At 68.8% G+C, this 14,487-nt stretch carries 10 protein-coding genes, 1 tRNA gene and 3 pseudogenes; 11 read left to right on the forward strand and 3 right to left on the reverse strand.

Translation table 11 applies throughout. The annotated features are described in order from the left end of the window. Window positions 1–103: 103 nt before the first annotated feature. Window positions 104–1,352: pseudogene (locus tag GJ633_RS07690) on the forward strand (pyridoxal-phosphate dependent enzyme). Window positions 1,353–1,383: 31 nt separating this feature from the next. On the opposite strand, the gene GJ633_RS07695 reads toward GJ633_RS07690, so the two are convergent. Then, complete coding sequence (locus GJ633_RS07695) at window positions 1,384–2,595, reverse strand: iron-containing alcohol dehydrogenase family protein (protein ID WP_156588353.1); 1,212 nt, start codon at window positions 2,593–2,595, stop codon at window positions 1,384–1,386. Window positions 2,596–2,730: 135 nt separating this feature from the next. Between GJ633_RS07695 and GJ633_RS07700 the strand changes: the two genes are divergently transcribed. From GJ633_RS07700 to GJ633_RS07720, 5 genes and pseudogenes are all read left to right on the forward strand, one after another. Next, entirely contained in the window at window positions 2,731–3,669 is a 939-nt protein-coding gene (locus tag GJ633_RS07700) for a hypothetical protein (protein WP_156588354.1), read from the forward strand. 249 nt (window positions 3,670–3,918) lie between these two features. Then, window positions 3,919–5,856 (forward strand): DNA topoisomerase (ATP-hydrolyzing) subunit B, encoded by a 1,938-nt coding sequence (gyrB, locus tag GJ633_RS07705; protein WP_156588355.1) that lies wholly within the window; start codon window positions 3,919–3,921, stop codon window positions 5,854–5,856. Beyond that, a complete protein-coding gene (gene gyrA / locus GJ633_RS07710) occupies window positions 5,853–8,333 on the forward strand; it encodes a DNA gyrase subunit A (RefSeq protein ID WP_156588356.1) in 2,481 nt (826 codons plus the stop codon). The genes gyrB and gyrA overlap by 4 nt, the downstream gene beginning before the upstream one ends. Window positions 8,334–8,547: 214 nt before the next feature. Beyond that, window positions 8,548–8,895 carry a hypothetical protein gene (locus GJ633_RS07715; protein ID WP_231741288.1) on the forward strand — a complete coding sequence of 116 codons (348 nt, stop codon included), beginning with the start codon at window positions 8,548–8,550 and terminating at the stop codon, window positions 8,893–8,895. A 48-nt stretch (window positions 8,896–8,943) separates the two neighbouring features. Further along, window positions 8,944–10,983, forward strand: a pseudogene (locus GJ633_RS07720) (AMP-binding protein); the annotation flags it as partial. Between the two features lie 99 nt (window positions 10,984–11,082). Here GJ633_RS07720 and GJ633_RS07725 read toward each other — a convergent pair. Continuing rightward, on the reverse strand, window positions 11,083–11,553 hold the full coding sequence (locus GJ633_RS07725) for a redoxin domain-containing protein (protein ID WP_156588360.1): 471 nt from the start codon (window positions 11,551–11,553) through the stop codon (window positions 11,083–11,085). Between the two features lie 158 nt (window positions 11,554–11,711). Here GJ633_RS07725 and GJ633_RS07730 point away from each other — a divergent pair, with 158 nt between their 5' ends. Further along, entirely contained in the window at window positions 11,712–12,002 is a 291-nt protein-coding gene (locus GJ633_RS07730; RefSeq protein WP_156588358.1) for a twin-arginine translocase TatA/TatE family subunit, read from the forward strand. A gap of 53 nt (window positions 12,003–12,055) precedes the next feature. Then, window positions 12,056–12,128, forward strand: a tRNA-Arg gene (locus tag GJ633_RS07735). 165 nt (window positions 12,129–12,293) lie between these two features. Here GJ633_RS07735 and GJ633_RS07740 read toward each other — a convergent pair. Next, complete coding sequence (locus tag GJ633_RS07740) at window positions 12,294–12,572, reverse strand: ribonuclease P protein component 4 (RefSeq protein ID WP_156588359.1); 279 nt, start codon at window positions 12,570–12,572, stop codon at window positions 12,294–12,296. Between the two features lie 91 nt (window positions 12,573–12,663). On the opposite strand from GJ633_RS07740, the pseudogene GJ633_RS07745 reads away from it, so the two are divergent. The 3 genes and pseudogenes from GJ633_RS07745 to GJ633_RS07755 form a co-directional block, all read left to right on the forward strand. Then, window positions 12,664–13,442, forward strand: a pseudogene (locus tag GJ633_RS07745) (SDR family oxidoreductase). Window positions 13,443–13,653: 211 nt separating this feature from the next. Continuing rightward, window positions 13,654–13,848 (forward strand): methytransferase partner Trm112, encoded by a 195-nt coding sequence (locus GJ633_RS07750; RefSeq protein WP_197431286.1) that lies wholly within the window; start codon window positions 13,654–13,656, stop codon window positions 13,846–13,848. Window positions 13,849–13,910: 62 nt separating this feature from the next. Beyond that, a partial coding sequence (locus GJ633_RS07755; RefSeq protein ID WP_321168965.1) for a hypothetical protein occupies window positions 13,911–14,487 on the forward strand: 577 nt, incomplete at its 3' end.

Consider the following 14,487-nt stretch of genomic DNA (forward strand, 5'->3'; position numbering starts at 1 on the left):
CTCCCGGGCGCGCCACCGCATAACGGTCCGTGGAGAAGTCGGTATCGCGGCCGACCGCGCACGGAGTGAGAAGCGATTAGTCGCCGCTCTCGAAAGGGCGCGTATGGAGCCGACGGAGACGACGGAGACCACGGCGGCGTTCCGCGGGCTGGAGAGCCGGGGCGTCGGGACGCGTCCACGAGACCGCGGACCCGACCGCGGTCCCGGGCGAGGAGCAGGCGCGGGGGCTCGACCCCGTCTACGACTACGACGCGGTCGACCCCGGGGCGCTGTTCGGGACGGCCGCGAACGCGGACAGCCCGAGGGCGTCGGGCGTCGGCCGCGGCCACTGGCGGTTCGACGCGCTGCTCCCGTTCCCGGCCGACGCGGGGCTCTCGGCCGGCGAGGGCTCGACGCCGCTCGTCCCGACCGACCGACTCGCCGACGAACTCGACGTCGCGGCGGTGTACGTCAAAGACGAGGGCCGGAACCCGACGGGGACCGTCCTCGACCGCGGGCTCTCCGTCGCGCTGACCGCGGTGGCGGCGCGGGCGGCCGACGGCGCGGACGTGGAGCCGCTGGCGTGTGCGAGCCCCGGCAACGCCGGGCAGTCGATGGCGGCGTACGCGGGCCGGGCCGACCTCCGGTCGTACGCGTTCGTCCCCTCGCGCTGTGCGTTCTCCAACAAGGCGATGACCAACGTCCACGGCGGCGACATGCGCGTCGTCGGCGGGCGGTTCCCGGACGCGGCCGACGCGGTCGACGAACAGTTGGAGACGGAGTACACGGACCTCGCCGAGTTCGTCACGCCGTACCGCCACGAGGGGATCAAGACGCTCGCGTTCGAGCTGGTCGCCGACCTCGGCGAAGTCCCCGACGTCGTCGTCGTGCCGACCGGCACGGGCGAGGTCGTCGCCGGCGTCCACAAGGGGTTCCGCGAGCTGGCGCGGATCGACGCGATCGGCGCGGTCCCGAAGGTGGTCGCCGCGCAGGCGGCGGGCTGCGCCCCGATCGCGGCGGCGATCGAACGCGACCTCGACGCGCCCGAGCCGTGGTCGACGCCCGACACGATCTGCGGCGAGCTGGAGATCGCCGACCCCGCGGGGGGCGCGGTCGCGGTCGAGGCGGTCCGCGAGAGCGGCGGGACGGCGGTCGGCGTCGACGACGAGGACATCCTCGCGAGCGCGGTCGCCGTCGCGCAGAACGAGGTGCTGGAGATGGGCGCCACCGGCGGCGCCGCACCCGCCGGCGCGTGGGCGCTCGCGGAGGCGGGGTTCTTCGACGGCGACGAGACCGTCGTCCTGCTCAACAGCGACGCCGGGCTGAAGACGCCGGACGTGCTCCGCAGCCACCTGATGGGACAGGGGATCTGAACCGCACTGTGGGGGTCGCGGGGCCCGCGGCTCACCACGCCGCGCGCAACACGCCCTCGATCGCCTCGGGCGTCGCGTCGAGCCCCGCCGGGGCGCGCGCCATCGACCAGTCGTCGGCGATGAACGCCGCGATCGCCGGGAGGTCGTCCGCCTCGACCGGGGCGAGGTCCCGGAGCCGCGCGGGGACCGGCATGGCGTCGCGGACGGCGGCGACCGCCTCGACGACGTCCTCGCCGACCGCACCGTCGCTCCGCCCGTTCGTCTCGACGCCGAGGCCGGCCGCGAGCGCCCGGCGGCTCGCGTCGACCTCGTCGAAGAGGTACGCGAGGACGTGCGGCGCGACGGCCGCGTGGATGTCGCCCTGCTGGACGTCGTAGCGCCGCGCGAACCCGTGTCCGAACGCGTGGATGACCGAGATCTTGCGGTCGATCTGGACGAGCAGCGCGCCGACCACCGCGCGGTCCGTCGCGGCCGCGCCGCCGGGTCGGTCGCCGGCGACGCCGGGGAGCGCGTCGCGGAGGAGCCGCAGCCCGTGGACCGCGGTGGCGTCGCTCATCGGGGTGGCGTCGCGGGCGTACGGCGTCTCGATCCCCTTGTCGAAGCCGTTCATCGCCGAGCCGGCCAGCGCCGACCGCGGCGTCGTCTCGAACAGCGCCGGGTCGGCGAGGTCGAGGGTCGGCCACGCACCCTCGCCGCTGACGGTGAGCGGCTGGCCGGTCGGGGAGGCGTCCGCGTCGAGCACCTCCAGCGACCCGCCCGCCGAGAGGTCGGCGCCCGCGAACGTGGTCGGGACCACGACGTGCGGCAGGGCCGGGCCGGCGTCGGGCGCGAGCGGTCCGAGGACCTCGGGACCGGATTCGGCCTCGCGCCGGAGGTCGTCGAGGTCGCGGTCGTCGGCCGCGAGCAGCGTCGCCTGTCGGGCGACGTCCAGGCTGCTGCCGCCGCCCACCGCGACGAGGACGTCGGCGCCGACCGCCGCCCGGCGGTCGAGGAGGTCGGCGGCGGTCTCGACGCGCTTGTCCGGGGTCGTTCCGTCGAACACGCCCGCGAGACGGTCGCCGAGGCCCGCCCGGATCGGGTCCATCAGGTCGTCGTTCGCCCCCACGTTCGACCCGCAGACGACGAGCGCGTCGTCGAGGCCGCGCTCGCCGAGGGCGGCGCCGAGGTCGCTCGCGCGGCCGCGTCCGTACAGGATATCACAGCCGCGGTAGTCGTACTCGAAGGCGTCCGCGATCGGTAACATCGGGCGACGGTACGCGAGACGACGGCTTGTAGCTGTGGGAACGAGCGACACACACCGGCGGCCCGCCCGCAAGAGCCAACCCCGTGCGGGACGCAGGCATCGACGTGGTCGGTTCGCCCGACTGCATCCGATTCCATGCACTCGCTTCCACCGTTTCCCTCGCTCCCGGACGTCACCGACGCGGACGCCCACGGCGACCTGCTCGAGGGGCACCTCTGGCTGCTCGAACTGATCGACGGGACGGGACTACGCTTCCGGATGGACGAGTCCGGGCTCCTCAGGTTCGGCGGTCCGGAGGCGACCTACGCCGACGTCGACGCGGCGCCGCTCCCGCTCCGGCCCGCGATCCGTCACGTCCGCGAGCGGTTCGACCGCGAGGCCGTCCGGGCCGCGGTGGACGACCCGTCGACCGTCGCCTTCTTCGGCGTCGCGACGCACCGCCGCGGGATCGACTACGATTGGGAGCGGATGCCGCCGTTTCTCGGGACCGACGTGTGGGCCGGATCGACGAGGGCGTTTCGCCCGCCGGACGCCGCCGCGGCGATCCACGGCGGCGTCGGACTCGAGCCGGTCAACGCCATCGAACGCGAACGGAACGCCCGCGACTTCGACCCCGCGGAGTACGCGGTCCCCGAGTCGGCGTGGTACGAGGGTCCCGCCGCGGGCGTCGTGGTTCGCAACAAGCGCGGCGGCCGAGCCGTGATTCGCGGTCGGGGTGCTGCCGGAGAATCCGACACGTCGAACGCGTCCGACGTCGACTCGGTGGACGCGACGCCGGATCCGGCGAGCGCGGCGACGACCGGAGGAGGCGACGCGAGCGGGACGGAGGGATCGACCGCCGAATCGCTCGCGGCGACCCACGCGACCCGATCCCGGGTCGAGCGGGCGGTCGAGACGCTCGACCGCCGAGGCGAGCCGGTCGAGGTCGGGGCCCTCGCGGACTTGGTCGTCGAGTCGGTCGCGCGCGAGACCGCCGTGCGCTTCCGGGAGGGGAACGCCGACGCCGAGACGTTCCGCGCGGCGACCGTCCGTCGGGCGCGGGCGTTCCTCGACGAGCGAACCGAGGAGTGGTGAATCGGGCGCCGGGGCGCGTCCGAGTCGACGGTCGACCGCGAGAGGCGGCGGTCGTCGACTGCGAGGGCGATTTGTGACCGGTTTGCGGTTTGTGACGTGTGAGGGGCTCCTACACGACGTGTGGTTCTACCCTACGCTACACTTGTAGCCTGTCCTCCCTGCACTCGTGGCCTACCCTCCCCTCTTTACACACGCCCGCGCGCGTGCGCCGGGTTTATAACCCATCACGGACTACCCCAATCAAGTTCTATGTCAGAGCAGAGTGAGTACGGAGCGGGCCAAATACAGGTTCTAGAAGGGCTCCAAGCCGTCCGCAAGCGCCCGGCGATGTACATCGGGTCCACCGAGGAGCGGGGACTCCACCACCTCGTCTACGAAGTCGTCGACAACGCCATCGACGAGGCGCTCGCGGGCCACTGTGAGGAGATCGACGTCACGATCCACGACGACGGCTCCGTCAGCGTCCGCGACGACGGGCGAGGGATCCCCGTCGACACCCACGAGAAGTACGACCGACCCGCGCTGGAGGTGATCATGACCGTCCTCCACGCCGGGGGGAAGTTCGACTCCAAGTCCTACCAGGTCTCCGGCGGCCTCCACGGGGTCGGCGTCAGCGTCGTCAACGCCCTCTCGGAGCGGCTCGAAGTCCAGGTCAAACGCGACGGCGGCGTCTTCCGTCACCGGTTCGATCGGGGCGAACCCGTCGAGGGTGGGTTCGAGCACGTCCGTGACCTCGACGCCGGCGAGGACACCGGCACCGAGATCCGCTTCTGGCCCGACACCGAGATCTTCGAGACCACCGACTTCTCGTTCTCGACGCTCGCCACCCGTCTGCGCGAGCTCGCCTTCCTCAACTCCGGCGTCGAGATCACCTTACGCGACGAGCGCGAGGACGGCGGCGAGGCCGACGCGGGCGACGAGGCGATCTTCCGCTACGAAGGCGGCATCCGCGAGTTCGTCGCCTACCTCAACGAGACGCGCACGCCGATCCACGACGAGATCATCTACTTCGAAGACGAGGCCGAGGACGTCCACGTCGAGGTCGCGATGCAGGCGACCGAGGAGCTGCAAGGGTCGATCCACGCCTTCGCGAACAACATCAACACCCGCGAGGGCGGCACGCACCTCACCGGCTTCAAGACCGCGCTGACGCGGACCGTCAACGACTACGCCGACGAGCGCGGGCTCGTCGACGACCTCGACGCGAACCTCAAAGGCGAGGACGTCCGCGAGGGGCTCACGGCGGTCATCTCGGTCAAACACCCCGACCCGCAGTTCGAGGGCCAAACCAAGACGAAGCTCGGCAACAGCGAGGTCCGCGGCATCGTCGAGTCCGCGACCCACGAGCGGCTCGGCACCTTCTTCGAAGAGCACCCCGACACCGCAGAGAAGATCGTCCACAAGGCCGCGGAGGCCGCTCGGGCGCGCAAGGCGGCGAAGAAAGCCGAGGAACTCACCCGCCGCAAGTCCGCGCTGGAGTCGACGGCACTGCCCGGCAAGCTCGCCGACTGCCAGACCCGCGATCCCGAGGAGGCGGAGCTGTTCGTGGTGGAGGGCGACAGCGCCGGCGGAAGTGCCAAACAGGGCCGCAACCGAGAGAATCAGGCGATTCTGCCACTGAAGGGCAAGATCCTCAACGTCGAGAAACACCGGCTCGACCGCATCCTGGAGAACGACGAGATCCGCGCGCTGATCACCGCGATCGGCGCGGGGATCGGCGAGGAGTTCGACATCGAAGATGCCAGATATAATAAAATAATCATCATGACGGACGCCGACGTCGACGGTGCCCACATCAGAACGCTCCTCCTGACGCTTCTGTACCGGCACATGAAGCCCCTGCTCGAGGCCGGCTACGTGTACGCCGCCCAGCCGCCGCTGTACCGCGTCCGGTACCACGGCGAGACGTACGACGCGATGACGGAGGAGGAACGTGACCGGATCGTCGCAGAGGAGTGCGACGGGAACCCGGACCAGGTCCAGCGGTTCAAGGGGCTCGGCGAGATGAACCCCGACCAGCTGTGGGACACGACGATGGACCCGGAGAACCGCCGGCTCAAGCGGATCACCGTCGACGACGCGGCCGCGGCCGACCGGATGTTCAACATCCTGATGGGTGACGCGGTCGAGCCGCGCAAGCAGTTCATCAAAGAGCACGCGACCGAGGCCGAGTGGGTGGACATATGAGCTCGGACGTCCCCGACGTCGACCCCGAGGACGTGCGCGCCGCGCAGGTGACGAACGCCCGCATCGAAGACGAGATGGAGCAGTCGTACATCGACTACGCGATGTCGGTCATCGCGGGGCGTGCGCTTCCCGACGTCCGCGACGGGCTCAAGCCGGTCCACCGACGCATCCTCTACGCGATGCACGAGTCGGGCGTCACCAGCAACGCCGCACACCGCAAGTCCTCGTCCGTGGTCGGCGAGACGATGGGCGACTACCACCCGCACGGCGACAGCGCGATCTACGACACGCTCGCGCGGATGGCCCAGGACTTCTCGATGCGGTACCCCCTCGTCGACGGACAGGGGAACTTCGGCTCCGTCGACGGCGACCCGCCGGCCGCGATGCGGTACACGGAGGCCCGGATGGCCCCTATCGCCGAGGAGCTACTGGCCGACATCGAGCGCGACACCGTCGACTTCCAGTCGAACTACGACGACCGCCTGGAGGAGCCGACGGTGTTGCCGGCGGCGTTTCCGAACCTGCTCGTCAACGGCTCCTCGGGGATCGCGGTCGGGATGTCGACGAACATCCCGCCGCACAACCTCGGCGAGGTCGTCGACGCGACGGTCGAGCTGATCGAGACCCCCGACGCCACCGTCGAGGACCTGATGGAGCACGTGAAGGGACCGGACTTCCCGACCGGCGCGAACATCGTCGGACGGAACGCGGTCCACGAGGCGTACAAGACGGGTCGCGGTCGCGTCCGCGTCCGCGCCGAGTTCGAGGTCGACGAGGAGGCGGGCCGGATCGTCATCACTGAGCTCCCCTTCCAGCAGAACAAGTCGCGGCTCGTCGAGCGGATCGCCGAGGACGTCAACGAGGGCGCGATCGAGGGGATCCGCGACCTCCGCGACGAGTCCGACCGCGACGGGATCCGCGTCGTTGTCGAGCTCAAGCGCGACGCGATGGCGGAGGTCGGGAAGAACCAGCTGTTGGAGAGCCACCTCGAGCGGACGTTCGGGGTCATCAACCTCGCCTTGGTCGACGGCTCGCCGCAGGTATTAGACCTGAAGGAGACGCTCGAACACTACGTCGAACACCGCCGCGAGGTGGTCCGCCGGCGCTCCGAACACGAGCTCGACGAGCGCGAGGACCGCGCGCACATCCTCGAGGGGCGGCTGAAGGCGCTCGACCACGTCGACGACGTGGTCGAGACGATACAGGACTCCGCGGACCGCGACGCCGCGAAGGCCGCGTTGGAGGCCGAATTCGACTTCTCCGTGCCACAGGCGGAACACATCGTCCGGATGCAGCTCGGGTCGCTCACCTCGATGGAGACCGAAGAGATAGAGTCGGAGTACGAGGACGTCACCGCCCGGATCGAGCGGCTGGAGGCGATCCTCGACGACCCCGACGAGCTCGACTCCGTGATCGTCGAGGAGCTGCGGGAACTGCAAGACGAGTACGCCGACGAGCGCCGCACGAGCTTCATCGAGGACGTCGGCAGCGTCACCCACGAGGACCTCATCCCGGAGGAGGAGTGCGTCGTCGTGATGAGCGAGGACGACTACATCAAGCGGATGTCGCTCTCGGAGTTCCGGCCGCAGAACCGCGGCGGGAAGGGGATCATCGGCACCGGGCTGAAGGAGGGCGACCGCGTCTCGTCGGTGTTCGTCGCCAACACGCACGACTACCTGCTCGTGTTCACGAACCGCGGACAGATCTACGAGCTGAAGACATACGAGGTGCCGGAGATGTCGCGAACGGCCCGCGGGAAGTCCGCCGTCAACCTCCTCGATCTCGACGACGGCGAGGAGATCGAGGCGGTCGTCAACACCGACGACCTCGACGGCGGGTACCTCACGATGGTCACCCGCGACGGGTACATCAAGCGGACCGCCGTCGGGGAGTTCGAGAACATTCGTTCGACCGGGATCCGCGCCATCCGGCTGGAAGACGGCGACGAACTGGTCGACGTCGAGGTGACCGACGGCGACCGCGACCTCGTCGTCGGGAGCCGCGACGGGATGGCGATCCGCTTCGCGGAGTCGGACGTCCGCCCGATGGGCCGCACCGCCCGCGGCGTGATCGGGATCGACCTCCGCGAGGGCGACCGCGTCGCCGGCGTCGCCGGGATCGACGAGGACCGTCACAACTGGGTGCTCACCGTCACCGAGAACGGGTACGGGAAACGCTCCGACCTGGCCGAGTACCGCCCGCAGTCGCGGAACGGGAAGGGGCTCGTCGACATCAAGACCGGCGACCGCAACGGCGCGGTCGTCGCCACCGAGGCGGTCACGCACGGCGACCACCTGATCGCGATGAGCGCGGACGGCCAGATCATGCGGACCCGCGTCGAGGAGATCTCGACGGTGGGCCGCAACACGATGGGCGTCATCGTGATGAACTTAGAGCCGGACGACGAGGTCGCCTCCGTCGACGTCGTCCCCGAGAGCGTCCACGGCGGCGAGACGGACGTCGAGACCGACGAGTGAGTGACCACCTCCACGCCGTGAACGACGCGGGACCCGGACACCGGATGTCGGTCGCGAAGTAGGTTCGCCGCTGCGGACAAGTGGAGGATTTTTCATGCTGCTTCGGTAGAGGTGAGACCGTATGCCCTCCCGTCGCCACGTTTTGCAGGCGAGTACAGCCGGCGTTCTCGCCAGTCTCGCCGGGTGTTCAGCTCTCCCGTCCCAGCGCCCGAAGATGGACTTCGCCGTGGATAACGCTCGCGATGAGACGACTCGACTCGGCGTTCGGTTCTTCCGAGCGAACGTCACCGAACGAAGCGAGGCGTTGGTCTACCGCAACCATTTCGAGATTCCGCCCCGAGAGGACCCGGATGACCTCTGGACGGTCAAAGACGTCGCCCCAGATCGCCCCTATCGGATCGAGGTCGAAGTCGGACTCACCCGGAACGCGCACCACTATCACTACCGACCCGACTGCGCCGACGACGAACCGTACGAGATCGGGGTCGTCGTCAATCTCAACGCGGGAGGCGGAGTGACATTCACCAAGACGACGTGCTCATCGGACAGCCCGTTCCTGTGAACCGGCCCGGAAAGCTACTTACCGTCTCCGTCGAAACGTCCACGGAGGATGGACGAAGACGGTGCAACGGGTGATCAGGGATCGAACGCGTACGGAGGAACCGACGGGGTCGTCCACGAGCCGGGCGAGGCGTTCGCGGCGTCGACGAACGTCGCCGCGTTCATGCGCGAATACGGGATCGACGACTACGACGAGCTGATCGCCCGGACCACGGGCGAGGTCCCGGACGAGCCCGCCTCCGGGATCGACTGGTTCTGGGACGAGATCGTCGACTACCTCGGGATCGAGTTCTACACGGAGTACGACCGGGTGCGCGACGACACGCGGGGCCCGCAGTTCACCGACTGGTACCCCGGCGGCGAGATCAACGTCGCGCACAACGCCGTCGACAGGCACGCCGCGGTCGACGCGCCGAACCGGAACCGGGTCGCGCTGATCTGGGAGGGCGAGCCCGGCGACGTCCGCGAGGTCACCTTCCACGAGCTGTATCGCCAGAGCAACCGCGTCGCCAACTACCTGGAGTCGGCCGGGGTCGAGACCGGCGACACGGTAGGGCTCTACATGCCGATGGTCCCCGAGGTCGTCTCGATCCTCTACGGCTGCCTGAAGGTCGGCGCGATCGCGGTGCCGATCTTCTCGGGCTTCGGCCGGGAGGCGACCGCGACCCGGATCGCGGACGCGGAACCGGCCGTCCTCTTCACGGGCGACGGCTTCTACCGGCGCGGGAGCGAAGTCCGGCTGAAGGGGACCGCCAACGCGGCGATCGACGAGGCGGGTCACGTCGAGCACGTCGTGGTGTACGACCGACTGGGGGCGACGCCGGCGGCGGGAGACGACGCCGGAGACGACACGAAGCCCGTCGCCTGGTCCGACGGCCGAGACGTCACCTGGGCAGACGCGATCGGGTCGCAGTCGCCGGCCTACGAGACGAAACGGCTCCCGAGCGACCAGGAGTCGTTGCTGTTGTACTCCTCCGGGACGACGGGTGAGCCGAAGGGAATCGTCCACACCCACGCCGGCGTGTTGACGCAGTGCGCCAAGGAGATACACTTCGGATTCGACCAGAAGCCGGCCGACCGGTTCTTCTGGGTCTCCGACATCGGCTGGATGATGGGGCCGTGGACGCTGATCGGGAACCACGCGTTCGGCGGGACGGTGGTGATCTACGAGGGCGCGCCCGACCACCCAGAGCCCGACCGCTTCTGGAAGCTGATCGACCGCCACGGGATCACCCAGTTCGGCATCTCGCCGACCGCGATCCGTGCGCTCCGCAGACACGGAGACGAGTGGATCGAGGGCAACAACCTGTCGAGCCTGCGGATCCTCGGATCGACGGGCGAGCCGTGGGATCCCGAGTCGTGGCGGTGGTTCTACGAGGCCGTCGGCGGCGGCGAGTGCCCGATTATCAACATCTCCGGGGGGACGGAGATCTGCGGCTGCTTCCTGATGCCGATGCCCAATCAACCCCTCAAACCCTGCACGCTCGGCGGCCCGGGACTCGGGATGGACGTCGACATCGTCGACGAGGCGGGCGAGTCGGTCACAGAGGAGGGGGAGCGTGGATACCTCGTCGCGCGCGACTCCTGTCCCTCCATGACCAAGTCGCTCTGGTCCGGCGACGAGCGCTACCTCGAGGAGTACTGGTCGACGTGGCCGGACCTGTGGGACCACGGCGACTTCGCCCAGCGGGACGCGGACGGGTTCTGGTTCCTCCACGGCCGCGCCGACGACGCGCTCAACGTCGCGGGCCGGAAGGTCGGCCCCGCGGAGATCGAGGGCGTCCTCGTCGAGCACGACGCGGTCAACCAGGCCGCCGCGGTGGGCGTCCCGGACGAGACGACGGGAACTGCCGTCGTCGTCTACGTGGTGCTCGAACCGGACAGCGAGCCGAGCGACGACCTGCGCGAGGAGCTCCGCACGCTGGTGGGCGACGAACAGGGGAAGCCGTTCCGCCCGCGCGAGGTGCTCTTCGTCGACGCGTTCCCGAAGACCCAGTCTGGCAAGGTCATCCGGCGCGCCATCGAGGCGGTGCACCGGGGCGAAGATCCCGGCGACCTCTCGTCGATGGAGAACCCCGAGGCGTTAGACGAGTTCGGAATCCGGCCTGAGGTCGGAGCGACCCGGAGCGGGGTCGCCGCGTTCGGGAGCCCCTCCTCGGGCCGCGACCGGTTTCCCCGCGATCGAACCTCACTCCGACGCGACCTCGACCGCCGCCTGGAGGGCGTCGTAGTCCGGCTCTTCGCCCGGGTGATCCGCGAGCCAGCGGTACGCGACGGTCTCGTCGGGGGCGACCACGAAGACGGCCCGCCGAGCCACCGTGTCGACGCCGTAGCGCTCGAAGTCCGCGATCGCGTCGTACGCCTCGATCGCACGGTGGTCGGGGTCAGCGACGAGCGCGAATGGGAGCTCGTACCGCGTCCGGTACTCGGCGAGCGCGTGGGGGAGGTCGGTGCTCACGCCCAAGAGCGTGCAGCCGTCGCGGTCGAACTCGTCGCGGAGCGCCTCCATCTCGTTCGTACAGGTGTTCGAGAACGCGGCGGGAAAGAAGGCGAGCACGACCGGCTCGTCGCCGAGGCACTCGGACAGGTCGAACGGTTCGATCTCGCCGTCAACGACCGTGGCGGTGAAGGTCGGAACGTCGTCGCCGACGTCTGTCATACCGATCGCTCGGAGCGGGCGCGTATCACGGTTTCGGCGGCGATACCGTCGCGCGAGGAACGGAGGTTTCGGCCCGTCTCGGCCGGCTCTCCGACGGCTTCGCGCCTCACACCGAGGCAAAAAGACTATAATCGCCACAGGGTTACCGATGTGTAGAGATGGCAAGTGCGATTCCACTGATCGGCGGCATCCCGGCGGGGCCGGAGCTCCTCATCATCCTGCTCGTGTTGGTCCTGCTGTTCGGGGCGAACAAGATCCCAAAGCTGGCTCGCTCCACCGGGCAGGCGATGGGCGAATTCAAGAAGGGACGTGAGCAGGTCGAAGACGAGCTGCGCGAGATGAAAGGCGAGGACACGGACTCGGGACTCGACGAGGACGAGGAGGACGAAGACGAGGACGACGTGTTCGACGACCTCGAAACCGAGATCGAAAAAGACACCAGCAGGTAATCCACCGGTGGCGCCGGCCGGTCCCCGCAGTCGACGTTCTCTCCGTTCCGTTCGGGCGCGTGGCCTAGTGGACAGGGCGAGAGGTTCCTAACCTCTCGATCGCGGGTTCGAATCCCGTCGCGCCCGTCCGTTCGCTTCGCTCACTCACGGGCGCGACTGATCCCCGCTCACTGCTTGCGGCTTCACCGCTCGCAATCGAGGTGCTCGTTTCACTCGCACCTCGCCTCGCTCGCGTGGATCCCGTCGCGCCCGTCTGTGCCGTTCTCTACCGGCAGGTGAGAGGCGGCGCCGTCACTCGAAGGGGTACCGCGCGGTCGCCCCGCACTCGCGACAGCGGACGACGACGCGGCCGGGGCGGAGCCGAACGCGGCTCGTCTCCCCCGGGCGCAGGTAGACGTCGCAGTCGTCACAGGTCTTCCGGGCGAACTCGGTCGGGACGCCACAGCGGTTCCGCTCGGCGATCCGGCGGGCGAGCGCGACGTACTCCCGCGAGCGGTCGTACTCGCCGTCGACGACCGCCTCCCGGGCGAGCGCGAACAGCCGCTCGATCCGTTCCGACGGGATCCCCATACGTCGGCGAGCGAGACGGACCGGCAAAGAGGTTGCCATCGACCGCCTAGCTACCCGGTAACTTTATTTTAGTTATCAGAATACGTGGATTATGTCGGTTGAAAATCTGTTAGCCGGTGATGTAGCTGTGATCACCGGCGGAGCGAGTGGGAACGGCCGGGAGATAGCGCTCCGATTCGCGGCACAGGGCGCTGACGTGGTCGTCGCCGACGTTGTCGAGGCTCCGCGTGGAGGGGGTACGCCAACCCACGAGCGTATCCAGGAGGAGACGGAGGCGGACGCGACGTACGTCGACTGCGACGTGACCAACGTCGACGACCTCTACGAAGCGGTCGAGGTCGCGGAGGACTACGGCGGTGTGACGGTTATGGTGAACAACGCGGGAATCACCGAGAGCCGTCCGTTTCTCGAGACGAGCGAAACCGACTATGAACAATTGATGAATATCAACCTGAAGGGGGTGTACTTCGGGGCTCAAGCCGCTGCCGCGTCGATGATCGAAGACGGCCGGTCCGGGTCGATAATCAACCTCTCGAGTACCTCCGGGCTCCGTGGCCGAGCGGATGGGGTCGCGTACTGCGCGTCGAAGGGCGGCGTCCGGCTGATGACGTACGCCCTCGCCGCAGCACTGGCGCCGGATATCCGCGTGAACGCTATCCATCCGGACCTCACCAAGACGGAGATGGCCAACGACTGGATATGGTCGGGACACAGTCAGGCGAGGAGTACGTGGACGAATACATACTGCTGGGCCGTATGGGAACCCCCGAGGACGTCTCTGACACGGCACTGTACCTCGCAAGCGAACTGGCCTCGTTCGTTACCGGCCATTCGCTGGTGGTCGATGGCGGGGCCACCGCGACGAAGTAGTTCCACCCGCGAACGTGGGGGTCGGTAACGCCAAAGGGAGCTGCGTTCTTTCCACCTCGAAGGATCCTGCGTCTCGACGACCATAGCGTGAGCCACCCGAGACCGCGTCAACGTGGGAGTCGTTCAGCGTGGTTGCCCAGCAGTCGCCCACCGGCCATCTGGAGAATCATCACCCGCACGCTTTTGTATCGGTCCGCGCCAACGGTTGAGCATGAAAGAATCCCTGATGGACGTCGTCTGCTGCCCGCTCGACAAGGCCGAGCTCGACCTCGCTGTCGACGAGCGGGAGGACGAGGAGATCCTCGCCGGGACGCTCACCTGCACCGAGTGCGGCGAGACCTACCCGATCGAGGACGGCATTCCCAACCTCCTGCCGCCGGACATGCGAGAGGAAGCGGCCGCCTGAGAGCGCGGTCACCCCCAAAAACGTACTGAATCTTTTTTTAGTGTGAGTTCGTCGGTCGACCCGTGTCGACACTCGCCGTCGAACTGAACGGGGACGCCGTCCACTCGATCCGAGCACCGGACCGGTTCGAGACGACCGGATCGTTCGCGATCGCCTTCGAGAACCGCGGCCGATCGACGCACGTCCACCTCCACTTCGACGACGAGCTCGATCCGTTCGTCCGGGTCGGCGACGTGAACCACTTCGTCGAGGACGAGGCGACGAGACGGATCCACGTCTCCGCGACCGACGTCGACGAGCCGGTCGAGGGAAAACTGAAGATCGTCACCGGCTACGGCTCGACCACGCGGTACGTCCACGTGCGGATCGATCCCCCGAACGAGACGAACTCCGACGCCGTCTCCGTCGACGAGACGTTCTCGAAGCCCCCCGAGCGACCGCCGGATCCGCCGCCGAAACAGCGGGTCGCGAACGCGATCGAGCGGGCCGTCACCCGCGGCGGCGTTCCGGCCGCCGTCCTGGGAGTGATCGCCGTCGCCGCCGGAATCGCCGTCGCGGTCACCGTCGACAGCGCGATCGTGTCGGTCGCCGTCGCGCTCGTGGTGGTCGTGGCGGTCGCCGCGGCGTTGCTCGCGGCGT

It is taken from the genome of Halorubrum sp. CBA1125 (genome assembly GCF_009742825.1).
GTDB lineage: Archaea > Halobacteriota > Halobacteria > Halobacteriales > Haloferacaceae > Halorubrum.